General features: G+C 60.3%; 22 protein-coding genes. 5 read left to right on the top strand and 17 right to left on the bottom strand.

Features of this window, described 5'->3' with window-relative positions:
• Positions 1-54 precede the first annotated feature (54 nt).
• Positions 55-945 carry an AraC family transcriptional regulator gene (locus EXY20_RS18095; protein ID WP_135553509.1) on the top strand — a complete coding sequence of 297 codons (891 nt, stop codon included), beginning with the start codon at positions 55-57 and terminating at the stop codon, positions 943-945.
• Positions 946-1,202: 257 nt separating this feature from the next.
• On the opposite strand, the gene EXY20_RS18090 is transcribed toward EXY20_RS18095, so the two are convergent.
• From EXY20_RS18090 to EXY20_RS18075, 4 genes are all read right to left on the bottom strand, one after another.
• Entirely contained in the window at positions 1,203-2,060 is an 858-nt protein-coding gene (locus EXY20_RS18090; protein WP_167859334.1) for a sugar phosphate isomerase/epimerase family protein, read from the bottom strand.
• A gap of 32 nt (positions 2,061-2,092) precedes the next feature.
• On the bottom strand, positions 2,093-3,505 hold the full coding sequence (locus tag EXY20_RS18085) for a hypothetical protein (protein ID WP_135553507.1): 1,413 nt from the start codon (positions 3,503-3,505) through the stop codon (positions 2,093-2,095).
• 201 nt (positions 3,506-3,706) lie between these two features.
• Positions 3,707-4,702 carry a Gfo/Idh/MocA family protein gene (locus tag EXY20_RS18080; RefSeq protein WP_135553506.1) on the bottom strand — a complete coding sequence of 332 codons (996 nt, stop codon included), beginning with the start codon at positions 4,700-4,702 and terminating at the stop codon, positions 3,707-3,709.
• A 93-nt stretch (positions 4,703-4,795) separates the two neighbouring features.
• Positions 4,796-5,191: a hypothetical protein gene (locus EXY20_RS18075; protein ID WP_135553505.1), complete on the bottom strand. Its 396-nt coding sequence runs from the start codon at positions 5,189-5,191 to the stop codon at positions 4,796-4,798.
• On the opposite strand from EXY20_RS18075, the gene EXY20_RS18070 reads away from it, so the two are divergent.
• Entirely contained in the window at positions 5,184-5,411 is a 228-nt protein-coding gene (locus EXY20_RS18070; protein ID WP_135553504.1) for a hypothetical protein, read from the top strand. The two genes, EXY20_RS18075 and EXY20_RS18070, sit on opposite strands and share 8 nt — an antisense overlap.
• Positions 5,412-5,494: 83 nt before the next feature.
• Here the strand turns inward: EXY20_RS18070 and EXY20_RS18065 are convergent, their stop codons facing one another.
• Positions 5,495-6,742 (bottom strand): DegT/DnrJ/EryC1/StrS family aminotransferase, encoded by a 1,248-nt coding sequence (locus EXY20_RS18065; RefSeq protein ID WP_135553503.1) that lies wholly within the window; start codon positions 6,740-6,742, stop codon positions 5,495-5,497.
• Positions 6,743-6,861: 119 nt separating this feature from the next.
• Here EXY20_RS18065 and EXY20_RS18060 point away from each other — a divergent pair, with 119 nt between their 5' ends.
• Positions 6,862-7,806, top strand: a complete 945-nt coding sequence (locus tag EXY20_RS18060) for an AraC family transcriptional regulator (RefSeq protein WP_135553502.1) — start codon at positions 6,862-6,864, stop codon at positions 7,804-7,806.
• Here the strand turns inward: EXY20_RS18060 and EXY20_RS18055 are convergent.
• Positions 7,803-9,365 carry a HEAT repeat domain-containing protein gene (locus EXY20_RS18055; RefSeq protein ID WP_135553501.1) on the bottom strand — a complete coding sequence of 521 codons (1,563 nt, stop codon included), beginning with the start codon at positions 9,363-9,365 and terminating at the stop codon, positions 7,803-7,805. The two genes, EXY20_RS18060 and EXY20_RS18055, sit on opposite strands and share 4 nt — an antisense overlap.
• Before the next feature lie 155 nt (positions 9,366-9,520).
• Between EXY20_RS18055 and EXY20_RS18050 the strand changes: the two genes are divergently transcribed.
• Positions 9,521-10,387, top strand: coding sequence for an AraC family transcriptional regulator (locus EXY20_RS18050; protein WP_135553500.1), 867 nt, complete (start codon positions 9,521-9,523; stop codon positions 10,385-10,387).
• A gap of 165 nt (positions 10,388-10,552) precedes the next feature.
• Here EXY20_RS18050 and EXY20_RS18045 read toward each other — a convergent pair whose 3' ends face one another.
• The 5 genes from EXY20_RS18045 to EXY20_RS18025 form a co-directional block, all read right to left on the bottom strand.
• Positions 10,553-10,813, bottom strand: coding sequence for an Imm70 family immunity protein (locus EXY20_RS18045; RefSeq protein ID WP_135553499.1), 261 nt, complete (start codon positions 10,811-10,813; stop codon positions 10,553-10,555).
• Positions 10,814-11,090: 277 nt separating this feature from the next.
• Positions 11,091-12,905, bottom strand: a complete 1,815-nt coding sequence (locus EXY20_RS18040) for a SpoIIE family protein phosphatase (RefSeq protein WP_135553498.1) — start codon at positions 12,903-12,905, stop codon at positions 11,091-11,093.
• Between the two features lie 220 nt (positions 12,906-13,125).
• A complete protein-coding gene (locus EXY20_RS18035) occupies positions 13,126-13,896 on the bottom strand; it encodes a P-loop NTPase family protein (protein ID WP_135553497.1) in 771 nt (256 codons plus the stop codon).
• 70 nt (positions 13,897-13,966) lie between these two features.
• Entirely contained in the window at positions 13,967-14,833 is an 867-nt protein-coding gene (locus tag EXY20_RS18030; RefSeq protein WP_135553496.1) for an amidohydrolase family protein, read from the bottom strand.
• Positions 14,830-16,083 carry a DegT/DnrJ/EryC1/StrS family aminotransferase gene (locus tag EXY20_RS18025; RefSeq protein WP_135553495.1) on the bottom strand — a complete coding sequence of 418 codons (1,254 nt, stop codon included), beginning with the start codon at positions 16,081-16,083 and terminating at the stop codon, positions 14,830-14,832. The genes EXY20_RS18030 and EXY20_RS18025 overlap by 4 nt, the downstream gene beginning before the upstream one ends.
• Positions 16,084-16,196: 113 nt before the next feature.
• Between EXY20_RS18025 and EXY20_RS18020 the strand changes: the two genes are divergently transcribed.
• A complete protein-coding gene (locus tag EXY20_RS18020) occupies positions 16,197-17,087 on the top strand; it encodes an AraC family transcriptional regulator (RefSeq protein WP_135553494.1) in 891 nt (296 codons plus the stop codon).
• Between the two features lie 80 nt (positions 17,088-17,167).
• Here the strand turns inward: EXY20_RS18020 and EXY20_RS18015 are convergent, their stop codons facing one another.
• From EXY20_RS18015 to EXY20_RS17990, 6 genes are all read right to left on the bottom strand, one after another.
• Positions 17,168-18,103, bottom strand: coding sequence for a carbohydrate kinase family protein (locus tag EXY20_RS18015; protein WP_135553493.1), 936 nt, complete (start codon positions 18,101-18,103; stop codon positions 17,168-17,170).
• 128 nt (positions 18,104-18,231) lie between these two features.
• Complete coding sequence (locus EXY20_RS18010; RefSeq protein ID WP_135553492.1) at positions 18,232-19,029, bottom strand: DeoR/GlpR family DNA-binding transcription regulator; 798 nt, start codon at positions 19,027-19,029, stop codon at positions 18,232-18,234.
• A 47-nt stretch (positions 19,030-19,076) separates the two neighbouring features.
• Positions 19,077-19,955, bottom strand: a complete 879-nt coding sequence (gene fba, locus EXY20_RS18005) for a class II fructose-1,6-bisphosphate aldolase (protein WP_135553491.1) — start codon at positions 19,953-19,955, stop codon at positions 19,077-19,079.
• A gap of 34 nt (positions 19,956-19,989) precedes the next feature.
• A complete protein-coding gene (locus tag EXY20_RS18000; RefSeq protein WP_135553490.1) occupies positions 19,990-21,051 on the bottom strand; it encodes an SIS domain-containing protein in 1,062 nt (353 codons plus the stop codon).
• Between the two features lie 386 nt (positions 21,052-21,437).
• On the bottom strand, positions 21,438-22,241 hold the full coding sequence (locus EXY20_RS17995; RefSeq protein ID WP_135553489.1) for an ABC transporter permease: 804 nt from the start codon (positions 22,239-22,241) through the stop codon (positions 21,438-21,440).
• Between the two features lie 5 nt (positions 22,242-22,246).
• Entirely contained in the window at positions 22,247-23,056 is an 810-nt protein-coding gene (locus tag EXY20_RS17990; protein WP_135553488.1) for an ABC transporter permease, read from the bottom strand.
• Positions 23,057-23,072 lie beyond the last annotated feature (16 nt).

Genomic DNA, 23,072 nt, shown 5'->3' with positions numbered 1-23,072 from the left:
GGCAATTAGATATAGACGGACTCCGGCCAGCAGGCGGACGAGGAGGCGATCGAGGTGAACGTAAGGGTCAGCAGCAGAGGATCGGGCCGCAAGCTGCCAATCGCTTTGTACGACGCCGGTTACCAGAAGGTGCGCGAGGACGAACGCTGCCTGTGGCCGTTTTACCAAATCGTTGTCTGCTACCAGGGAAAGGGGAACATCCGCATCGGCGGAGAGCGGCACGAGCTGGCGCCCGGCACGGCGATATTCCTGCCTCCCGGTACGGAACACGAATATGAGGCAGGAACGGAGCCGTACTACCTTTCCTGGGTGTCCTTCCTCGGTCCGATCGCCGAGTCGCTGCCTTCCTATTACGGTTTGGCCGAACCGCTGCGGCCGCTGGTGCTCCGCGACGCGCATCATCCCGATCTGCATCTGCAGATCATGTCCGTCATGGAGTACGTCGACTTGTCCGACTCGGCCGAACGCATTTCGGTGCTGCTTTACGGGGTATACACGTCATTCCTGCTGCGGTTTTCCCCGGGGCGCGACAGCATCGAGCCAGAAACGCCGCCCGCGCCGGCGAACCGCAAAATCGACGAAGCCGTACAATGGATGCGCGGCCATCTCCACGAGCCGGCCGACGTGTCCAGGCTGGCGGGGACGCTGGACATTTCGCGCCAGCATTTGAACCGGCTGTTCCAGATGCGATACGGGACGACAACCAAGGATTTCTACCTGAAGCTGAAAATATTGCAAGCGCAGAAGGACCTCGTGCACTTCCCCGAGGCCGATGTAAAAGCGGTCGCCGAAGCGCTCGGGTTTGTGAACGCGAGCCACTTCTCCCGCGTGTTCCGCCACGTCACCGGCGTGTCGCCGACCCGGTTCCGCGCAGCCGACAGCGGCGCGCGCGGCCGGGACGAGGCGGGTTCCGCGGCAGACTTCCGGATCGAAACGTCGCAGTGACGCCGACCGGCTTCGCCCCCCACCTTTTCGCCCCTTCTCAAACCTCCGCGGGTAAAATAGCCCATGAAAAATGGCTTATTCGCCTCATTTTCCACCTCCCGGCGCAAATAGCCAGCAAAAACACTGGCTATTCTGCCCAAACAGCCCAAAATCACCCCATCCAACACAAATAGCCAGCGAAATCACTGGCTATTTCCTATCGACAGGCTATTTTTGATGAAATAGCCAATAAAATCGGGCCTATTTCGAAGCTCCGGCTAAGCTCCGCCGAACACGTTGCGCCACACTTGCTCGAACAACGCCACATGCAGCGTTCCTTGCTCGATGCGATCCTTGATTTCGACCCGACGGCCGTGCTCGTCCTTGCGCGTCAACGCATAGGGCGGCGGCCCGAGCTCGACCGTGAAGCGAAACGGCCCCGCGGCGGCCGGCGCCTGTTTCCACGCGCGCAGCGCATGCTCCCAGAACCGGGCGAACTGCTGCGCCTCCTCGTCTTCGGCGCTGTCCAGCCCAATTTGGATTTGCGCGCCGTTGGAGATACGGCCGTGGAAGCCGACCGTCCGGCTGAACAGCGGCGCAAACAGCGGCAGCCGCTCCTCGTACAAGTCGGCGGTAATTTCGCCGGCAACGAGCAGATGCGACAGATCCAGCATCAGCGGCATCCGCGGCAGTTGTTCGACGATTTCGGCGCAGCGCAGCAAATCTTGCGTCGCCGAGTCGCGGTGCGTTTCGATGTACAGCGGAAAGCCGGCTCGTTCCGCCATGTCCAGGAAGCGGCCGAGCAAGTCGACGGACTGCGCGGTCGTGTGATGGGCATGGCCGGCGATGGCCACGACGTAAGCCGCTCCGAGCTCCTCCGCCTCCTGCAGCAGCTTGGCCATTTGCGCTTCGGTGCGGATGCCGAAGCGCAGCGCGCCGAGCTCGAGGCCGAAGCGCGCGGCCAGCGCCCGAATCGGCGCCTTGTCCGTATCCCCGCCAAAATCTCCTTCGAAATGCCGGTACCCGCCGGCCGCCGTCGCCTCGAACTTCCGCTCGAGCGACCACGGACGATCGGCGGACGGATAGTCGTAAAGCCCAAAGGTCGAATTTCCGATGGTATAAGCGTGAGCAGTCATATCGCCCCTCCTTCCTCTCCTCTTGCGAATCGTCAGCCGTTGGCGGCAAGAAACGCCAACATTTCCGGCGTATGATAGCTCGCCCATTCGCGAAGATGAAGCTGCTTGTTATGGCTGTCCGGCTTGTCGGCCCAGTACGTGTACGTATCCTCCGCCATGCGGATTAAATTGAGCTTCATCTCGTGATGAGCGATCATCTCCGACGTATGGTAGTCGCCGATCAAATCTTCCGCCCACTTGCGCCCGTATTGGTGGTGCGTCACTTCGTCCGCCCAGTCGTAGTCGACGCATTGGGCGAAGAACGTCACGAACGGATCTCCCGTCTTGTCCGCAAGCGCACGCAGGTCCCGCGACTCCTTCGGCATCGCGTCCTTCTTCATCGCGCTGCCTTCGATGCCGATGGACAGCCAGACGTAGGCGCTGGCGACCGGCTTTTTCATATGCGGGTCGTAGTCGCCTTTAAACTGCGGCATCGAAAACCAGTCGTAGCCGGCCGAATCGAGCACCGCCTGGCCGAACAGCGTGTGGCGCATTTCGTCCCAGCAGTGCCGGGCCATATCCGCATAGAACGACCAAGGCATATTGTCCTGCAAATACAGCGTCGCCGCGCACAGCTCCGCTGCGCCAAGCTCCTCCTGGCGGGTGCGGGCGTTTTTTACCACGGGGGCGAGCACGGGATCCTCCGGCGGGTTGGCGACACCGGTGCGGCCAAGCGTTTCGCCGCCCATGCGCGGATCGCGCACCGCCTTCTTGACGACCTCGAACGCCGCCGTCGACCGCCGGCGATCCGGCACGTCGCCGACTTCGGCCATCGCCGCGCCGTCCAGCCCGCCGATCTTGGCCAGCAGCTCCCGCAGGTGGGCAACGAACGGCGCCGCGCTGTCCGCATCGTCCGCCGCGATCCCCGTCTCCGGACGCGAGCGGAAATACGCCGCATCTTCCTGCAGCACCGGTGCGATCGATTGCCCCCAGCTTATTTGCTCCTCCAGATCGAGCCGCACCCGCTTCAGCACGCGTACGGTCGGATAGTCGACAAGCGGCTGCGTCCGTTCCATGTACAAGTCGACGATCCGCTTCAATTCCGGCCGAATCACTTCGTAAATGCCGGCATACAGCTCATAATCCGAACGGGCCATCAGCAGTTCGTCGAACAGCACCTCCAGCCACGGGTCGGGCGCCTTCGGCTGCTGCTTCGCCTGCGGGGCGCGCAGCTCGGCCACACGGTCCGCCAGCTCGGCGCGAGCTTGCGAATCTTCGTACAAATGGCGGGCGACGCCCGCTTTGAAATGCCAGTTGACGCGAGCCGGCAGCTGGCCGGCGCCGATTCTCATCAAGCGGTAATAGCTGTAGGACAAACGATTCATGAGCCGGGCGGCATCCTGCACATAATAGGCGCCCAGTTTCTGCGCGTCGGTTATGCCGGCAAATTGGTATGTGGCGGTCATCGTGATCTCCTCCTGCGAATACGCATAGTCACCGCCGCTTGATAACGGCGGCCTTATGCATCATCGTAACGCCGAAGCCGCCGGTTGCCTATCGCCGTTTTGACGCCCGCTGTTCCAAAAGAAACGAGCCGCCCCGAACGGCAAACAGGGCAACGCGGCGCCCGTCATCCGGTTTGCCGCATTGCCCTGCCGATCGTTATGCTACTTGCGATCGTTCTCGTACGTCAAGTTCCACTGCTTGCGGATCGCATCGAGCGTCTGCATGATCGCCTGCGATTCGTCCAGCGGAATCGCCGGGCTTTCCTTGCGCCCTTCGCGCAGCGCGTTCATCGCTTCGATCTGCTGGAAAACGAAGCCCCGCGTTTCGCGCTTGTCGACGAACGTTTCCGGCTCCGCATCCTTCGCGTACAGCGTCGCTTCCCGGGACCAGAGAAACTCCTTGATGTAGATTTTCCCTTGCGTGCCGTAGATCCAGGCATCGTTGTTCATCCCGAGCCGCACCGCGCCTTGCAGCGAGGCGATGCCGCCGCCGGCGTATTCGAACAGCAGGGAGAATTGCTCGTCGACGCCGGTTTCGCCGATGACCGCCGAGCTTTCGATCCGCTTCGGCTGTTCGCCGCCGAATACCATCGAAGCGAGCGATACCGGGTATATGCCGGCATCGAGCAGCGCGCCGCCGCCTTTGGCCGGATCGAGCAGCCGTCCGCTTGGGTTCCAGCCGGCGTCGAAGCCGAATTCCGCCTTGAGCAGCTTCGTTTCGCCGATGCGCCCTTCGCGCAGCCACTCGCGCACCTTGACGAGGACCGGCAGGTGGCGGGTCCACATGCCTTCCATCAGGAACAGCCCTTTGCGGCGCGCCAGCTCGATCATTTGCGCCGATTCCGCCGCGTTCATCGTCAGCGGTTTTTCGCAGAGCACCGCTTTGCCTGCGTTCAGCAGCGTCAGCGCGTTTTCGCAGTGGACCGTGTGCAGCGTGCCGATATAAACGATTTGCACGTCCGGATCGTTCGCCAGCTCCTCGCAGCTGCCGTATGCGCGCGGTACGTTGTATTTGGCGGCAAACTCGTCCGCTTTTTCCTTTGACCTGCCGGCTACCGCGACCAGCTCCGCCCCCGGCGCGTGCACCAGTTCGTTCGCAAAATCGCCGGATATTCTCCCGGGCCCCATAATGCCCCATTTTACCGTGGATACCGTCATCGTTACACTCCTCTCATCATGCCCCTATTGTACCAGACGGGAGGCGATCTGCGAAAGTACGCGCGTACATCATCCGATCTTGTTGATCCGGCCTCATGGTCGGATGGCGATGTCGGTCGCCGTCCATCTCCCTTTCGCCAGATTCAATTGGAGCCTCAGCTTGATCGTTTCGTTGAAGCCCGTACTGCCGTTTTCAAACCGATGGCGGGTTGTAGCGATGGCTACCGCAATCAAGTGAAGCGGGAAAGCTTTTCCATACTTACGGTGATAGGGGGTGTAACGCTCGTCATATTGGGCGAGCCCCCTCCCAGCCGGGTTCAACTTCCGATAGGCTTGTTCCGTCATGTACGGGGAATAATCGGCTCCATTCGTCATGCCGATCGCGACGATTTGCCGCACATCCCGTGCGATCCAAACGCTGACAGACGCATAGGCAATCAATCCGGCGAGGAGCCATGTGCCTCGCAGCAGCCATTTCGATATGCGCAACCGCAACCAACCTCCCCTTGCCGAGTTTATCAAGCTTGCGGCCAGACGGGATGGCCTCGCTGCATCCCATTATACTTCAAATGACTGCCGCGTACTTGTTAAAATAAGCCATGTTTTGCTGGCTATTTCGTCAAATGAAGCCGGCAACAACAAAATAGCCAGCGTTTTCACTGGCTATTCGGCGGAAATATTCGATTTTGAGCCCGTTCGGATGAAATAACCCGTGTTTTCGCTGGCTATTTCGGATGAAGCGGTCGAAATGGAGCAAATAAGCCATGTTTCATTGGCTATTTGAATGACCAGCTACGCTTGCGCCACTCGCGAATAGTGGCCGACAACTTTGCGGATGCCAGCAATCGTTTCGGCCAAGTCCTGCTCGGTGTAAAACTCGCTCACCGGCAGCCGGACCGCCGTCTGCAGAATCGTCTCCGCTTCCGCGCACAAGCCCGCCGGGTATTCGGCCCCGGTGATGTCGAACGGGAAGTGGCTGCCCGGATACGCGCACCGCTGCTGGAAAATCGGCGTCATATACACGGTATGCGGAATGTACCCCGCGCCGCAAGATACGCCTTCCGCCGCAAGCGCGGCGCAAAACTGCTCGCGCGTGCAGCCGAGCTTCGCCTCGTCCACGCGCAGCATGTAAAACCAATACGTGCTCCAGCCCCCGTCCACGAGCGCCGGCGGCTGGATGCCCGGCAAATCGCGAATGCCTGCCGTCAGCCTGTCGCCGTACCGGTTGCGCTGCTCGCAAATCCACGGCAGCTTCTTCAGCTGCGCGATGCCGACCGCCCCTTGCAGCTCGGTCATGCGGTAATTCGGCGCCAAATAGGCCACATTGCGCATTGCTTCGGGATCCAGGCGGCGGTAGTTTTTGTCGGCGAACGCGTGCGTCGTGCGGTAATCTTCCTCGTCGCCGGAGTTGACGGCAACGATGCCGCCGTCGCCGGTCGACATATGCTTGAAGTCGTTCGTGCTGAAGCAGCCGTAGTCGCCGATCGTGCCGACCAGCCGCCCCTTGTAGCGCGTAAGATAGCTTTGCGCGCAATCCTCGATCACCTTCAGCCCGTGCCGCCGGGCGATAGCCATGATCGCGTCCATGTCGCAGGGCGCTCCCGCCAAATGCACGACCACGATCGCTTTCGTGCGCGGCGTGATGCGCGCTTCGACCGAAGCCGGGTCCATGTTGTACGTATGCGGCTGCAGATCGGCGAACACGGGAATCGCGTTCTGGTACAGGATGCCGACCAGCGTCCCCTGATCGGTGATCGGGCTCGTAATGACTTCGTCGCCGACCGTTACGCCGGCCGCGCCGAGCGCGACATGAATCGCCGCCGTGCCCGACGAAGTCGCGACGCTGTAAGGGATGCCGTACAGCGCATTAAAATCGGCCAAAAACCGTTTCACCTTGCCGCCAAAATGGTAAAACAGCGTATTTTGCTCCAGCGCTTCGACCAGTTCCCGCACTTCCTCTTCGCCAAACCGTTTGCCCGTGCCGTATGGTGCCGTTTTTGCCGGCTTGCCGCCGTGAATCGCCAGAACGTCCTGCTCCATCTTCTTTCCCCTCCACCTCGTTTCTTCTTATGATAAAATAAGGGGGCGCCGCATGACAGCCAGATTCGATCCGCAGACGGCCAAATTGTAACCTACCACCATGCGCCGGAGGGATTCGTGTGCCTGTATTTCCGGAATACCAGGACGTTGTGACCGAATTCGAGATGAAGAACGGCGAATTGCCGTTTTATATGTTCGCCTACATGCTGAAATCCTCCGGGCTGCACTATCACGATTTCGCCGAATTTTCGTTCATCCTGGACGGCGGCGGAACGCTGACGGCAAGCGGCAGAACGTACCGGCTGGAGCCGGGCACGATGACGTTCCTGCTGCCGCAGCATTTGCACGAATCGCAATGCGACGACGGGAAGCCGCTGCATAAATACGGCGGCCTGTTTGACCTCCATCTGCTCGGCGACTTGTCGCGCGACCGCGAGCTGTCGACGCTGCTGTTCGCCGTAGGCACGGAGCTGCCTTGCTGCGTCCAGTTGGGAACAATGCATGCGGAGCGGATGCGCGGCATTTGCGCGGAACTGCTGGCCGAAAGCAAAGCGTCCGGCGCCGTCGGCCAACGAAGCATGATCCGCGCCAAGCTGACCGAAGCGCTGCTGCTGTTCCTCCGGCAGGCGGCGGCAACGAACGAAGCCGCTTCCCGTTCCTTCAGCGGCGGCGGCAAGTCGGACGATCCGACGTTCTGGACGATCCTCAGCTACATTCACGTCCACTATCAACAAACGATCAGCCTGCAGCAGCTCGCCCGGCAATTCCGCGTCAGCGTGCCGTTCATTTCCCGCGGCTTCCGGCAGCACAAAGGCACAAGCTATCTCGGCTACGTCCACGAGCTGCGGATGAAGCACGCGGCCAGCCTGCTGATCTCGACGAACATGGCGATCACCGACATCGCCGTCGAGGTCGGCTTCGACTCGTTTCGCTCCTTCTCGCGCGTCTTCCGGGACACGTTCGGGCGGTCGCCGAGCGAGTTTCGGACGCAAGGCGAGGCCGCCGCCCAAGCCGGTGCACGGCCGGGACAGTCGGCCGTACGCCAGGAGTCCGGCCGGCGCTAGAACGCGCTCGCCTTGTGCGTATCCGGGCACCAGCGGGCGGCGCGGTAATGGCGGATCAGCACGTCGACCGCCTCCGGCGTGCGCAAATGCGTGAGCGCCTCCGCGGCATAAGCGCGGACGTAGCGGTCCTTGCTGAGCAGCGCCTGCTCGAGCGCGGCGATCACCGTCGCCGTCTCCCCGTCGCGCCCCGTACGGAGCAGCGACAGCGCCGCCGTGTAGCCGATTTTGTTGACGATGTAGTTTTGCTTGTTGATGTACATGTCGCCGGATGGCGGCGGCGCCTCCGTTTCGTTCGCCACCGCTTCCGTCAGCGTCGCGGCCAACTCCGGTACGACCAGTCCGCTGCCGTTGCCGATCATGCCGAGCGCTTCGACCGCATTGCGGCGCACCCACTCGCTGCCGTCCCCGCGCGACGCGGCGATCAGGGCGGCGACCGCTTCCGCTCCGGCCGCCGGCCCGGCCATGCCAAGCACAAAAGCCGCCAGAGCCCGCCGCTTCTCGTCGTCATGCCGCAGCAGCCCGATCAGCCCCGGCACCGCGGCTGCCCCCGCACGCTGCAGGCCATATGCCGAACGTTCGGCGATCAGATGAGTGCCTTCCGCCATCAGCCGCAGCAATTGCGCGGCACCTTCGCTACCCATGGAACCAAGCGCGTAAGCGGCGTTCAGCGCTGTCGTTTCCGTTTCGTCGCCTACCCGCTTCGCCAGCTCCGCAGCCGCGCTCCCCGCCGCCTCCCCGATCAACCCAAGCTCGTCGGCCGCCCTGCCTCGCGTTTCCGCGTCCTCTGCGGAAAGCTCGGCCAGCAGCGTCTCCGGATCGCGCAAAGCGCTACGATCCTCGGGCGCAGGCCGTTCGCCGCGCAGCCAATCCCACACGTCGCGCCACAAATTCAAGTGCAGCGCCGGCGTTCCGTCCGGTACGACCAACTCGCTGCCGCGATAGTTCCAGCTCGGCGCTTCCGGCGCCCGCAGCCGAACGAACTGAAACTTCAGCATGTAGCGGTCCAGGCTCGACACATTAAGCGACGCCTTGTGCCACAAGTCGAAATGCACCAGCACCATCGTGCCCGCTTTGCCGGTCGGCAGCAGCGTTTCGCCGCGATCGCCGATAAATTTTTCATAATATTGGGTGCCCGGCATTACCGCAGTTGGTCCCAGTTCCTCCGTAATATCCTGCGTGTAATAAAAAATCATCGCCCACCACGGCCGGTGGCTCCGCATCGACGACCAGTAGCCGTCCTTGTGCCACTGCCCGCCGCCCGGCGCCTGGTTGCCCGGCCGGTTGTAGTGGCAATGCCGGTGCGGATGCATGTAATAGTCCGGCCCCAGCACGCTGGCGAGCGCCCCCCGGACGACCGGCGTATCGAAAAACTGCTGAATGTCCGGCACCCGCGGCAAAATGTTGTTTCCCGGGTTGCCCTCCTCGTGCAGCACGTGGTAAATGCGGTCCATCACCCGCCGGTGAAACGGCTCCGGCAGCTCGTTGCGCAGCACGAGATACCCTTTGGTCACAAATTGCAGCATTTGTTCATCCGTCAACAGAAATTGGCTGTCCAGCATGAATGAATCCCCTTTCGAGAGCGTAACTTTGCTGGTTTTATTGTATCAGCGGGAAAGGGAGGTGTATTTACAGAGGTGTCGTTCTTTTATACAATCGTCCTATCAATTGCGAATCGCGTCGGTGTTGACGCTAGCGTGAACGGGAGGTTTTTGCCGTGGATTTTGCCGGCTTGCATCCGTACGTCTATTTCGCTACCCGCTACCCGTTCTCCAAAGGGCAGCGCAATGCGAATCGAATGTGCTACGGCTCGTCGCTTTATTTGATCAGCGAGGGCAAAGGAGTCGTCCACACGTGCGGGCGCACCTACGAGACGGGCCCTGGCTCGCTAGTTTATATCCCCGCCGGTCAGCCGCACGACTGGTATGCCGACAGCAACGATCCGATGGTGCACGTTTGCTGCTATTTTGACTGGGCGCCCATCGATCGCAAGCATGCATTTCCCAACCCCAGCATCATTTGCTACGACAAAGCGCAGCTGAAGCCGGAGCTGGTCGGCCCTGCGTTTCCTTACCCGATTCCCGAGCTGATGAAAGTGGACAAGCCGCACCTTTGGGTCGATCTGTTCGAAACGTTCTATACGGATAACCGGTTTACGAACGAACGGACGTATTCCCGCAGCTTGAAGACGCAAAGCCAGTTTCAGCAGTTTATCGCTTACTTCCTTGCGTTTGCGCTGAAGGAGGAGCATGTGCCCGACCCGCGGCTGGCCAAGCTGCTGGAGCGGCTCGACCGCGATTTGCTGAGCGGCTTCCAGCTGCCGCTGGAAGCGTACTACCGCGAGCTGCGGATCAGCCGCGGGTATTTCTTCGCGCTGTTCCGGACGGCTACCGGCTTGTCGCCGGTGCAGTATATCAACCGGTTCCGCATCAACCGGGCGAAGGAGGATCTGCGCTCGACCACGCTCAGCGTAACGGAAATCGCCGAAAAGCATGGCTTTGCGTCGGTGCATTATTTCTCCAAGCTGTTCAGCCAACTGGCCGGGGTATCGCCGCGCGAGTTTCGGGAGGAGAGGCGGGGGTGACGGCAAAATAGGCCACTTTTTATGGGCTATTTGCTCAAAACCGACCTCTTCCGACGAAATAGCAAGTCATTTCACTGGCTATTCTCGTAGAAAAGCCCGATTTGGGGGTAACACGGACAAATAACCAGTAATTTCGCTGGCTATTTTCGATGCAATGGGTCAAATTCAGTAAATAAGCCATTTTTCATGGGCTATTTTTCGACTCGCTGCTATGAAAGTCCCTGGTATCGATTTTACTTCCTTTATCAAATCCGGAATTAAGGCATGCTCTATTTTCCCTTGATAGCCTTGATTCATCATGATGGGGTACCACGTTCCCCACCCATCGGGCTCCAAGCGATAGCCAATCGCGGAAAACAATGAATTTAACAAGCTGACAGGGCCTATCGTATAGATGGCAAAGCCAATTTTAAAATATATTGCCATGCAAACCAGGCTCCTTTATTTCTCTTATCCGGATTGAATACTCAAATCGATTTTTTTAAAAAAACCAACGGCCATTTGCCACCTCACTATCGAAGTATAATGGACTTCATTATAACGCTCCCTATCAAAATTGCATATCAATATCCAGTTAAATTATATATTTTTTGTTTAATAATGTTTTTTTGAGTTGTTATCACTACAAAATTAAAAAGATCGCCCTTTACTGGCCTGGATTATAGCTAAGTAGATAGGCGATCTTTTGGCTAATCTCAAACAATCAAGCCACCTGAAACGACATCACCGTGATGTCGTCGCGCTGGCGTTCGTTGCCCATGTACGCTTCCAGCTCGCGCAGGAACAGGAGCTTCTGCTCCTCCAGCGGCAAGCCGCCGTAGCGGACGATCAGGTCGGCGAACCGTTTCTTGCCGAACGAATAGTCGCGCTCGCCGCCGTTCTGGTCGTAGAAGCCGTCGGTCGCCATGTAATAGCGGGCGGAGCCGACCGGCATCCGGTGCGTCGTGTAGGCGTAATCGCGCGGCGTTTTGCGGTAGCCGACGCTGCGGCGGTCCCCCGGCCAGCTGGCCAAACCGGCTTCGTCCGCCCGATGCAGCGAGCACCTCGCCCCGGCGAACAGCACTTGCCCCTCTTCGATGCAGCAGATGCCGATGTCGAGGCCGTCGTCGGTGACGCCCGGCTGGCCGTCCTGGCGAAGCGTTTCCTTCATCAACCGGTTGAGCCGCCCCAGGATATCCGCCGGTTCGACGGCTTCCCCGCTTTCCACGATCCGATTGAGCGTGGAGATGGCCAGCAGCGTCATGAAGGCGCCCGGCACGCCGTGCCCCGTGCAGTCTCCGACAGCGAGCAACGTCCGGCCGCCGACCTGCTTCGACCAGTAAAAGTCGCCCCCCACCACATCCCGCGGCCGCCAGATGACAAAGTGCTCCCGCAACGCGGACTGCAGCTGCTGCTCCTTCGGCAGCACGGATTCCTGCAGCAGCTTGGCATAGCTCAGGCTGTCCATCAGCTCCCGGTTACGCGCGGACAGCTCCTGCGTTCGTTCTTCCACTTGCGTCTCCAGCTGTTGATTGAGCGCGATGGCGCGTTTGTACGGATTGGCCAGCTTGCGCGATACATAAAAGAAGAAAAACGTCATCGCCACTATCGAAATGGCCACCGCAAGGAACGTATTCCAGCGGATCGTCTCCAGGAAGGCGACCGTCCGCCGGCGCTCCACTTCAACCAGCAAATGCAGATCGGTCGAGCGCAGCGGGTAGCTGATCAGATCCATGCGCACGCCTTCCTGCGCCACGTAATCGAAGCCGCGGACTTGCGCATCGTACTGCTGCAGCACTTGTTGCTGCGCTTGGGCGGTCATGACGTCGCCGATGTTGCTGCCGTTATGTTCGTAGGCGTCGGACAAATAGATTTTGCCGCTGCCGTCGATCAGCCACAGGTTGATGCCTTGCCCGTCCTTGTAGGAAGCAAACTCGTCCGACAACTCGTGCAGATTGATGCCCACCCCGACCACGCCAAGCGGCGCATCGACCGAACCCGCCAGCGCGTTGACAAAAGCGAACGTATCGCCAAGCTCGTTGTTGTAGTCGAAATTGACCGCAGCCGCCTTCTTCAGCCGGAGGGCGTCGAAAAACCAGCTGTCATCCGGGTCGTTCTCCGTCATCGTGTCGATGATCGTTCCCGTTTCGTTCCAGAAATGCCGCGTCTTCGTGCCAACGATAAACGTCGAGCTATAGCCGAGCTCGCGGTGCAAATAATCGGTCCTCGCGTGCACCAGCGCGCCCAGCGCCGCGTCGGTTTCCCCGCCGTCCAGCCATTTCAGCAGCGTAGGATCGTGAGCAAGCGCGAGCGAGGTTTCGATTTCCTTGTCGATCCGCGCGTCCACCTTGCTCGATATCGATTCCGCCAGCGTAACCAGATCGCGCGTCTTGAGCTTCTTGACCGCTTCATGTTCGGTCAGACGGTACACGTAAGTGCCCGTCAGCAAAATCGAAATCACGATCAGGACGCTGGCAAACGCCATCACCCGCTTCAAGCCGGTGTCGTTGATCGGTCCTCTCTTTACGTTTTCCCTCATCCCCGCTGCCCCCCGAAATGCGCTGCGCCCATTTGGCCGCTTCGCCAGTTTCCCGGGAATAAGTTTTCGCGACCGGCGCTGTCGAATCCTGCGGTGCGACGATAAAAATTTCCTCAAGTGCTTGTAAAACGTTCATTAGCGGCCAAAAAAGACGGCAAACAAGCCCGCGAAAGCTCGCGGGCTTGAGGAAATCGCCGAATACGGCTTCATTTCGTCGGACTCAGAACAATATTCGCTGCTTGTCCGGATTGGCGAGCTGCCAATCGACCACTTCCTGCTCGTGAAGGCACAGCCGGCCTTTGTAACGCAATCCTCCGTGCGAAATGTTGACACTGCAAGCCGCCCGATCGGACGCCTCCACCCAGTGCGGCGTCAGGAACGTGTTCCACAGCACGGTACCGGGAGTCATGACATAGGCCAACTCGTCCTCCGGCCCGATATCCGCCGGCCGCTCCGTTCCCTTGCAGTGCAGACGGACGGCGAGCGGGGCCCAGCGGTCCGGGTCCTTCAGCCCGACGAACGTTTTGGTGCCATGGACCTGCCAGGCCAGCACATGCGAATAATCGAGATGATAATTGGTAGTTCTTCCCGGTCCGCTGATGAACAGAATCGGATAGCACCGCTCCCAGGTGAACCCGGCCTCGCGCAGCGCGCGCTGCCACGGCTGGAGCACTTGCTCCTCGAAACCGTCCAGCAGCTTTCCGCTGCCGTAAAACGCCGGCAATTTGAAATGGGCGAGCGCAAAAGCCGAGTCAACGGCCTCCTCGATCGGCATCTTGCGGAACGATTCGGAAATATCGGTCAGATCCAGCTTGTTGCCTTTCGTGCCGGGCGTTATCCTCGAATCCGGATGGTGACGCAGCTCCTCGACGATCCGCTCGATCGGAGGCATCCGGTAGTGGAAAGGAACCGTCTCGCCCTTCATCAGAAAATTGATGACCCCGTCCCACTCCGACCGAAACCGCTCCCAACTGTCAACCGTACGGTGCATGCTCTGGCACTCCTTGTTTGATCGATTGTTCGGGGCCGCAAAACCGGCCGCGACGATTCGAATCTTGCCTCTACACGTCCAACGGCACGAGCTTGAGCGCGTTTCCGCTGTAAATTTTGGCAAGCGCCTCTTCCGGCAAACCGAGCGATTCGAGACATTCCTGGTGCCGGTTGTCGAAGTAGTCTCTGCCGTACAAGACGCGGTCCTGGAATTCGATCAGGAAGCTGCGGGTGTAATCGGCATCCCGGCTCAGCGCGTTGACACCCGATCCGGCGGAAATGTCGCAGTACAAATTCGGATATTGGCGCAACATCCGTTCGATACGGCCGCCAGGCACGACGGGACCGGTCGGATACGGCGTCTTGTCGAACTGATCGTCGGCGGATATATGGGCCCAGAAGCCGGGCGCATGTCCGAGAAAGATCGTCTCCGGGCATGCCTGCACCGCCCGCTCGAACGCCTCGATGCCGCCGCCGTACCACCAGTTCGGCCGCGGATAAGCGCGACCCGTGGCGAATTCGTAATCGATATGAACGACGACCGGCAAGCCGGCTTCGCCGCAGAAGCGGAACATTCGCAGCGCGTCCGGGTTATCGTACATCATCCTGAGCTTCAGCTCGCCGTAAATCCGCACGCCGTACAGGTCGATTGCCATCCTGAGCCGATCGATCGCGTCCGGCCGCCGCGGATCGGGGGCGTATCCGAGCACGAACCTGTCGGGGTACCGCTCGACGTATGCGGCGCATCTGGCGAAAGAAATCGGCCCTTCGCCCGCCGGGTCGGGCAGCACCTTGATATAAGCCGGATCGTATTCGTCGGCCGGCGCCTCCCAGCTGAGCAGCCAGGTGCGATCGATGCCGAGTTCGTCCATATTGGCGAGAAATTTGGCCGCATGGTGTCCGTACCAGTCCGGGTGATTGTGCGCATCGATAATCATGCTTCTCTTCCTTCCTTGTTGCCGAAATGCAGCGCAACCTTGCGAATGCCGGTTATGGTATCCGCCAGATCCGTATCCGTATAAAATTCATTCACCGGAATCACAATGGCAGTCCGCAATATCGCCTCCGCCTCCGGACACAAGCCTTCCTTGTAATCGACGTCGTAAAGCTCGAAAGGAAAATGGCTGCCGGGATAAGCGGTTTTTCGTTGAAACAGCGGCTGCATGTAAACCGCTTGCTTGATGTAGCCGGCGCCGTTGGAGACGCCTTCCCCCTTGAGCGCTTCCGAAAACTGATCGCGCGTACAGCCGAGCGCCGCCTCGTCGACGCGCAGCATATAAAACCAGTACGTGCCGTAATTGCCGTCGGCAACGCGGTGCGGAGCGATGCCGGGCAAATCGGCGATGCCCGCCGTCAGCCGATCGCCGTAGCTGTGGCGACGCTCGCATACCAGCGGCAGCTTCTTCAGCTGCGCGATGCCTACCGCTCCTTGCAGCTCGGTCATGCGATAATTCGGGGCCAGGTAGGAAAGATCGCGTACCACCGTCGATTCGAACCGCATGTAATTTTTGTCCGCGAACGCGTGCGTGCGCTGATAATCCGCCTCGTCCCCGGAATTGACCAGCACCATGCCGCCGTCGCCCGTCGACATGTGCTTGAAGTCGTTCGTGCTGAAGCAGCCGTAATCGCCGATCGTTCCGACCAGCCTGCCTTTGTAGCGGGTCATGTAGCTTTGCGCGCAATCCTCGATCACCTTGAGCCCGTGCCGCCTTGCAATGTCCATGATCGGGTCCATATCGCACGGATTGCCGGCCAGATGGACAACGACGATCGCTTTGGTCCGGGAGGTAATGCGCGATTCGATCGAGGAAGGATCGAGGCCGTACGTATTCGGATCGAGATCGGCGAATACCGGCACCGCATTCTGATACAAGATGCCGATCAGCGTCCCTTGATCCGTAATCGGTCCGGTCACGACTTCGTCGCCGACCGTAACGCCCGCAGCGCCGAGCGCGACATGGATCGCCGCCGTCCCCGACGATGCCGCAACACTGTATTTCACGCCGTACAGCTCGCCGAAATCGCGTAAAAATTGCTTTACTTTTTTTCCCTGATGATAGAACAGCGTGTTCTGATCCAGCGCCTCCAACAGCTCCTTCGCTTCCTCGAGCCCGAATCGCTTGCCGCTGCCGTACGGCGTTGTTTTGACCGGCGCGCCGCCGTGAATGGCCAATTTTTCCTGCTGCATATCCTTCTATCCCTCCGTCTGGTTGCTACTTGTATGATAAAATAGATTCCGGCGGCGCGCATGCCAGATCGGTAACGCGGCAAGCCAAATCGATACCGGGAGCGGAAGGCGAAATGTCGATATTTCCGGAATACCAGGATGTCATCGCACAGTTCAAGGTAAGCAGTGACCGGCTGCCCTTTTATATCTTCTCATATACCGCGCGAACAATCCCGCTCCATTACCACGATTTTGCCGAATTCACCTATGTAGTCGAAGGACGCGGCACCCAATCCGTCAACGGCGCGAAGCATCGCCTGCAGCCGGGAACCGTTTCCTTCGTATTGCCGCAGCATCTTCACGATGCGGACAACGAGGACGAGGCGGGCATCCGCAAGCTCGGCTGCATGTTTGACATTCATATGCTGGGCGATCTGCCGGGAAACGCCGAGCTGTCCGACCCGCTGCTGACCGTCGGCACGGCGCTGCCGTCCTGCTGCACATTGAAATCGCCGCATGCCGAACGAATGCACGGCATTATGACGGAGCTATACGAGGAGTGCCGCAATCCCGGAATCGTCGGCCACAACAGCTTCATTCGGGCCAAGCTGACCGAAGCGCTGTTGCTGTTCTTGCGGATGGCCGTCAAAGAGCGGCCCGGATCGCCGGTCGTCGGCGACGAATCAATGGCCCGCTCGCGATTCCGGACCATTATGAGCTACATTCACATCCATTATCAGAAGCCGCTCACCCTGCAACAGCTGGCCGGGCAGTTCTGCGTCAGCATCCCGCATATTACGCGTTCCTTCAAGCGGCACTACGGAGTCAGCTTCCTGGAATACGTTCACGGGCTGCGAATGAAGAACGCGGCGATTCTGCTCCTCTCGACAAATATGACAATAGCCGACATCGCGCTCGAGGTCGGCTTTGAGTCGTTTCGCACGTTTTCGCGCGTGTTTCGCGAATCGCACGGACGTACGCCGAGCGAATATCGCTCGGAAGGCGGAGCGGCTACCCGCGTGTAACGCGGTCGAATCGCACGCCAAGAAAGCGGCCGGCCCCCAGTTGCGATACCTGTTGGCCGCCGCGTATGGAGCGCCGATGCTTACGTGCTGCGCTCCGCAATAAACCGCCGCACGTCGGCCAGCGACGGCACCGCTTGCGCGCCGCCGATGCGTTCGGTCGCCATCGCGCCGCAGGCGCCGGCGAAACGCAGCAGCTCGGCGTCCGCCATGCCCGCAAGCCGGCCATAGATCAAGCCGGCGTTAAACGAGTCGCCCGCGCCGGTCGTGTCGACCGGGTTCGCGCGCAAGGGCGCCGCGTCGAGCCGCGTGCCGTCCGGCGCCACAAGCGCCGCGCCGCGCGAGCCGCGCTTGACCGCGACCATGCCGCGCGCCGCCGGCAGCGTCGCCAGCGCCTGCTCCAGCGTTTCCGCGGCGCAAATCGCCAGCAGCTCGTCCTCGCTGGGCACGAACCAGTCGGTGACGGCAAGCAGCGCGCGAATACGCTCCGCGTCCCAGCCTTCGCGAATGTCCCAGCCCGTGTCGAACGATGTGGTGATGCCTCGCTCGCGCGCCGCGGCGAACAAGTCGCGCCAGCTGCCGCGCATGCCGTCCTGCAAATAATACGAGCCAAAATGCACATGCGCCGCTTCCGTCCACATCGCGTCCGGAACGTCCGCGGGGCGCAGCTCCGAAATCGCGCCCATGTGCGTCAGCAACGCGCGGTCTTTGGCCGTCGACAGCGACAGCGTGACGCCGGTTTGCTGCTGCGGGTCGACGCGCACATGCGCCGTGTCGACGCCGTTCGCCGCCAGCCGCTCCAGGCAGTAGCGGCCGAACGCATCGTCGCCGACGACGCTCACCATCGCCACGTCGGCGCCCAGCCCGGCCAGCACGCTCGCCGTAATCGCCGAGGACGAGCCGAGCGCCATGTCGAACGAATCGAGCAGCTTCTCGCGGTTCCATTCCGGCATCACGTCGCGGCCGGTCGCGATCAGGTCGATATTGAGCTCGCCCAAAATATACACCCGTTTGCCCACGATACTCTCCTCCGTCCCTATGAAAAATTTCCCCGCATCTGCAAAAAAACGGTCTCGCCGCTTGCTCGAGGCGCAGGCGGGACCCGTTTCTTCACGATTTTATGAAGGTTGCCGCGCCCCAAGGGCACTCAAGCCTGATGCACAACAACGCCAAGCTCGGCCAGCCTGCGCTCCAGCTCAACATCGAGCGGCCCGTCGGTGACGCAAGCTTGCAGCGAAGCGAGCGGCACGACCGTAAACAGCGATGCTTTGCCCGCCTTCGAATGGTCGAAAACGGCGATTGTCATGGCGGCGCGCTCGACCAGCATCTGGCTGATTTCCGCTTCCAGCTCCGAATACGTGGTGACCCCCTGCCGGGCGGAAATGCCGTCGCTGCCGAGAAACATTTTGCCGATGTGGATGTCCTCGACCGTCTTGCGCGCGAGCGGGCCGCACAGCTCGAAGCTCTTGCTGCGCATGACGCCGCCGGTCAGCACGACCTGCACGCCGTCCGAATCGGCAAGCTCCATGGCGATGTTCACCGCATTGGTCACGACGGTGATGCTTTCGCGATGCTTGATCGCCTTGGCGATCAAATACGTCGTCGTGCCGCCGGTCAGGCCGATCACGTCGCCTTCCTCGATCAGCGCGGCGGCGCGTTCGGCGATCGCCAGCTTCTCGTTCCAGAGCAGCTGCTTCTTCTCGTCGAACGAGCTTTCTTTGCCGTAGCCGTTGCCTTCGTACGGGAGTGTGCCGATCTGGGCGCCGCCGATCGTGCGGATGATGTCGCCGCTCTCCTCGAGCAGCCCGAGGTCGCGCCGCGCCGTCGCTTCCGAACAGCCGCAGTAGTCGACGATCTCCTGCAATGTGACGCGACTTTGCCGCTTGATCAGGCTCAGCATCTGTTCCCGTCTTTGTTGCCCTTTGGACAGCGCTTGCGTTCCCATACGTTCACTCCCGACAAGTTCGGGCAGGCGGACGTGCCTGTCCATGTTTATTTAAGCCATGTGCGATAATCGTCGGCGCGGCCGGTGCTGCCGCACATCCGCATCTTTTCCATGGCGGCGAGCTTCAGTTGTTTTTTGGCCGGGACCATGTATTTGCGCGGGTCGTTCTCCTCCGGGTTGGCCGCAAACACTTCCTTGATCGCATCGGAGAACACGATGCGCAGCTCGGTCGCCACGTTCATCTTCGCCATGCCGAGCGACACGCAGCGCTTCACCTGCTCCTCCGGAATGCCGGAGCCGCCGTGCAGCACGAGCGGCACGTCAACCTTAGCCGCGATTGCGCGGATGCGATCGAAGTCGATTTTCGGCTCGCCCTTGTAGATGCCGTGCGCCGTGCCGATCGCCGGAGCGAGCGTCGCGACGCCGGTCAGCCGGACGAATTCCGCGCATTCGCCCGGATCAGCCATCAGCGCTTCGTTCTCGGCGACGACGATTTCGTCCTCGACGCCGCCCACTTTGCCGAGCTCCGCTTCGACGTTGACGCCGGCGGCGCGCGCCACTTCGACCACTTTGGCCGTTTGGCGGACGTTTTCGGCGAACGAGTGGTGCGACGCGTCGATCATGACGGACGAATAGCCTGCGCGAATACATTGTACGATAAGATCAAAATCGGAACAATGATCGAGATGCAGCGCAATCGGCACGCTCGAACGGTTCGAGGCGACGGTGGCGGCTGCGGCGATGTAGTCGGCGCCAAGATGTTTGACCGTGCCGACGGTCGATTGGATGATGAGCGGCGACTGCAGCTCTTCGGCCGCTTCGACGACGGCCTGCAGCATTTCGAGCGTGTGCACGTTGAACGCGCCGATGCAATAGCCGTTCGCGCGCGCCGCCCTAAGCAGCGGTGTGGATGAGACAAGTGCCATAAGGGATGTTGCTCCTTTCGTTTTCGCGCTTCGTTTAAAGTTTGACCACTTGGGTAAGGTTGCGCGGCGCGTCCGGATCGACGTTCCGCTTCAGCGCCGTGTAGTAGCCTACATATTGCAGCAACGGCAAATACAGCACGCTGCGCGCTTCGTCGGACAGCTCTTTGCCGCCAAGCTCAACGACCGTATCGGCAAAAGCGGTGTCCGCGCCCTTCTCGGCCGTCAGCAGCAGCACATGCGCGCCGTAGGCCTGCATTTCTTCCGCGACTTTCAGTTCGTACTTGCGCGCCGTCTCCGACACGATCACACATACGAGCGAACCCGGCTGAATGATCGATTTCGGGCCGTGGCGGAACTCGAGCGTGCCGTAGGCTTCCGTCCATACGTACGACATTTCCTTGATTTTCAGGCTTGCTTCCAGGCTGAGCCCGTAGTAAGCGCCCATGCCGAGATAGATGTAGTTGGCGAACTCGGCGTTTCCGTTCACGAGCTGCTGCGCCGCGGCATCCGCCTGCGCGACGACCGCTTCGTCCATACGGACGACTTCCTGCAGTTCAGCCTGCAGCTTGGCGTCGCCCGACGCCTTGGCGATGGCCGCCTGCATGAGGAACGTCATGCTGCTGAGCGACTTGGTCATGACGGTGCTGAGCTCCTTGCCGAGCGGCGACAGCAGGCATTCGGCGATTTGCGCCATCTTGCTGTCTTCGTGGCAGGTGATGCCGCATGTCGTCCAGCCCGGCACATCCTTGACCGATTCCAGCGCGAGAATCACTTCCGTCGATTCGCCCGAACGCGACACGCCGACGAGCAGCACGTTGCGTCCGCGCGCCACTGTCTGGTCGCGGAACAGGAAAATTTCCGACGACGGCTGCGCCGAAGCGCTTCTGCCCAGCCACTTGCGGAACGTCGCCGCCATCGTCAGCGCCTGGTAGTAAGAGGAGCCCGAGCCGATGAAAATCACTTCGTCGAAAGCGGAATTGCCGATGTACTTGTCCACCCAGCCGCGTTGCGCCTCAAGCTGCTCCAGCGCCTTGGCAAGCGCGGCCGGCTGCGCGGTAATTTCCGGATGCGTCAATGATCCGAACGTTTTGCTCATGAAAGTAACCCCTTTCCGGTTGTGTAAGGCAAGTATATGGCATTAAAATGATTTTTTCAATCATTTTATGATTGTTTTTATAAATTTGTGAAGGGAGGTGCGCAAACGGTAAGGAGGAGGAACGAAGGGGAGCGGCATGTTCGTCAGTTGCTTCGGTAGTCTAAAAATAAGCCATGAAAAAAGGCCTATTCCCTCTTTTTTACCCGGTTCGCGGCAAATAGCCAGTGAAAACACTGGCTATTCCCACCAAAACGTCCCCCGATCGGCCTTTTCGGCCAAATAGCCAGCGAAATCGCTGGCTATTTTCTTGCCGCCGCCCTATATTGGGGAAATAGCCCATAAAACATGGCCTATCTCGTCTTCTCGTCTACCAAACCGCCGCCGCATCACCCGCTGGCGCTTTCATAGTGGCGCAAGCCGATGCGCCAGAAGCCGTAAGCAACCGCCGCGACCAGCAGGCCGGCCAGCGGAGCGAACAACGCGGCCCCGTGCAGCTCGGGGCGGAGCAAGTACACGGCAGGATAGTAGGTGCCGAGCGAAAAAGGCAGCACATACGTCAGCAGGCCGCGCATGAACGGATGGAACACGCCGAGCGGGTATTGGGTAAAATCGAACAGCCACGTGACCGGGTACAGCACGGAACGCATTTCGAATACCCAGAAAGCCAGCACCGTAAAAAACAGCAGCACGGCAAATTTGACGATCATGCCGCTCAGCAGCGCCAGCGCCAAATAAACGACCGAGCCGGCCGACCATTCCAGCGGCAAATGGGCCATCGCGTAGCCCATCATCGCCAGCCCGGTGGCAACGGAGCCGATGCCGTTGATTTCCTGCGACATCGCCACAATTTGAAACAGCGTGCCGGCCGGCCGAATCAGCATGAGATCCAGGGTGCCGCGGCGAATGTAGCCGTGAATGCTGAACGGCGCGTTGAGAAACACGATGCTGAGCGCCCCGGCCGTCAGCGACACGCTGAAGATGAACAGCAGCTCGTAATAATCCCATCCCGCCAGGCGGGGGATGTGCCGGAAGATGGAGCTGAGGAACAGCAGCGCGCTCACCTGGGTGAGCAGCCCGCCGAAAAAGGCGACGAGCGTATCGGCTCTGTAGGCGACAAGCGTGCGGAAGTAAAGCCGCAAATAAACGCCGTACAAGTCGAAATAATAACGAACCCCTCTGCGATGCTGCATGCCGGTTACCCTCCGTAAATGACGATTCGCCTTGTGGCGAGCGACCACAAATAGCGGCTGACGCCGAGCATAACGGCCGCCCAGACGAGCTGCTGGCCGAGCAGGCGCAGCATGTCCGCCCCCGCCACGCGCCCGGTATACACGGACAGCGGGATGTAGGCAAGGCTTTGAAAGGGCAGAAGCGTCGCGACGGTTTGCAGCCAGTGCGGGAAAAATTCGAACGGGATGACCGTGCCCGCAAGCAGCCCGACAACCGCCGTTTTGGCGATTTGCAGCCCTTGCGCGTTGGTCGTCCAGAACGACAGCATCATCACGATCGAATTGATGCTGTAGGCGACGAGAAAAGCGACGAGCAGCGCGAATATGTAGCCGAAAGCCGCCGATCCGCCGGCCGGAGGATCGATGCCAAGCGCAAACACGAACAGCAGCAGGCAAGGAATGTTCACCCACAGCATCTCCACGGCAAAAAATCCCGCCGCCTCGAGAAACCGCCGCCATCCGAAGCCGATCGGCCGGATCAGGTCAAGCGCAAGATCGCCGCTGCGCAGCCGCGTCGACAAGCCGTAAACCGGCGCCCGGTCGGCCGGCGACCAGCGCGCGAAATTGACCGCCTGCCCGATCATGATGTAAGTAATCAACTGGTTCCACGGCATAGTCTCATCGGCGGAGTGGGCGTAAATGGCTTTCCAAAGCATGTAATAAAGCGAGGAAAACATCAGTGTGGCGAACAGCGTCATGAAAAAGTCGAACCGGTACTGCATCCGCTCCCTGACCGCAATGCGGGCGATGCCGAGCAAGCTGTACAACGACTGCATCCGCTCACTCCTTTCG

This window comes from Paenibacillus cymbidii (assembly GCF_004764705.1).
Classification (GTDB): domain Bacteria; phylum Bacillota; class Bacilli; order Paenibacillales; family NBRC-103111; genus Paenibacillus_AN; species Paenibacillus_AN cymbidii.
Note: the sequence above shows the minus strand (reverse complement) of the source record. Positions and strands in the feature narration are given on the sequence as shown.

Bases quoted from the DNA above. Each gene is read 5' to 3' on its own strand.
- EXY20_RS18055 (WP_135553501.1), bottom strand. From the start codon at position 9,365: ATGCTGGACAGCCAATTTCTGTTGACGGATGAACAAATGCTGCAATTT.
- EXY20_RS18085 (WP_135553507.1), bottom strand. From the start codon at position 3,505: ATGACCGCCACATACCAATTTGCCGGCATAACCGACGCGCAGAAACTG.
- EXY20_RS18040 (WP_135553498.1), bottom strand. From the start codon at position 12,905: ATGAGGGAAAACGTAAAGAGAGGACCGATCAACGACACCGGCTTGAAG.
- EXY20_RS18025 (WP_135553495.1), bottom strand. From the start codon at position 16,083: ATGCAGCAGGAAAAATTGGCCATTCACGGCGGCGCGCCGGTCAAAACA.
- EXY20_RS18080 (WP_135553506.1), bottom strand. From the start codon at position 4,702: ATGACGGTATCCACGGTAAAATGGGGCATTATGGGGCCCGGGAGAATA.
- EXY20_RS18000 (WP_135553490.1), bottom strand. From the start codon at position 21,051: ATGAGCAAAACGTTCGGATCATTGACGCATCCGGAAATTACCGCGCAG.
- EXY20_RS18065 (WP_135553503.1), bottom strand. From the start codon at position 6,742: ATGGAGCAGGACGTTCTGGCGATTCACGGCGGCAAGCCGGCAAAAACG.
- EXY20_RS18010 (WP_135553492.1), bottom strand. From the start codon at position 19,029: ATGGGAACGCAAGCGCTGTCCAAAGGGCAACAAAGACGGGAACAGATG.
- EXY20_RS18070 (WP_135553504.1), top strand. From the start codon at position 5,184: ATGCGCAACCGCAACCAACCTCCCCTTGCCGAGTTTATCAAGCTTGCG.
- EXY20_RS17990 (WP_135553488.1), bottom strand. From the start codon at position 23,056: ATGCAGTCGTTGTACAGCTTGCTCGGCATCGCCCGCATTGCGGTCAGG.
- EXY20_RS18035 (WP_135553497.1), bottom strand. From the start codon at position 13,896: ATGCACCGTACGGTTGACAGTTGGGAGCGGTTTCGGTCGGAGTGGGAC.
- EXY20_RS18030 (WP_135553496.1), bottom strand. From the start codon at position 14,833: ATGATTATCGATGCGCACAATCACCCGGACTGGTACGGACACCATGCG.
- EXY20_RS18090 (WP_167859334.1), bottom strand. From the start codon at position 2,060: ATGACTGCTCACGCTTATACCATCGGAAATTCGACCTTTGGGCTTTAC.
- EXY20_RS18020 (WP_135553494.1), top strand. From the start codon at position 16,197: ATGTCGATATTTCCGGAATACCAGGATGTCATCGCACAGTTCAAGGTA.
- EXY20_RS17995 (WP_135553489.1), bottom strand. From the start codon at position 22,241: ATGCAGCATCGCAGAGGGGTTCGTTATTATTTCGACTTGTACGGCGTT.
- fba (WP_135553491.1), bottom strand. From the start codon at position 19,955: ATGGCACTTGTCTCATCCACACCGCTGCTTAGGGCGGCGCGCGCGAAC.
- EXY20_RS18045 (WP_135553499.1), bottom strand. From the start codon at position 10,813: ATGGCAATATATTTTAAAATTGGCTTTGCCATCTATACGATAGGCCCT.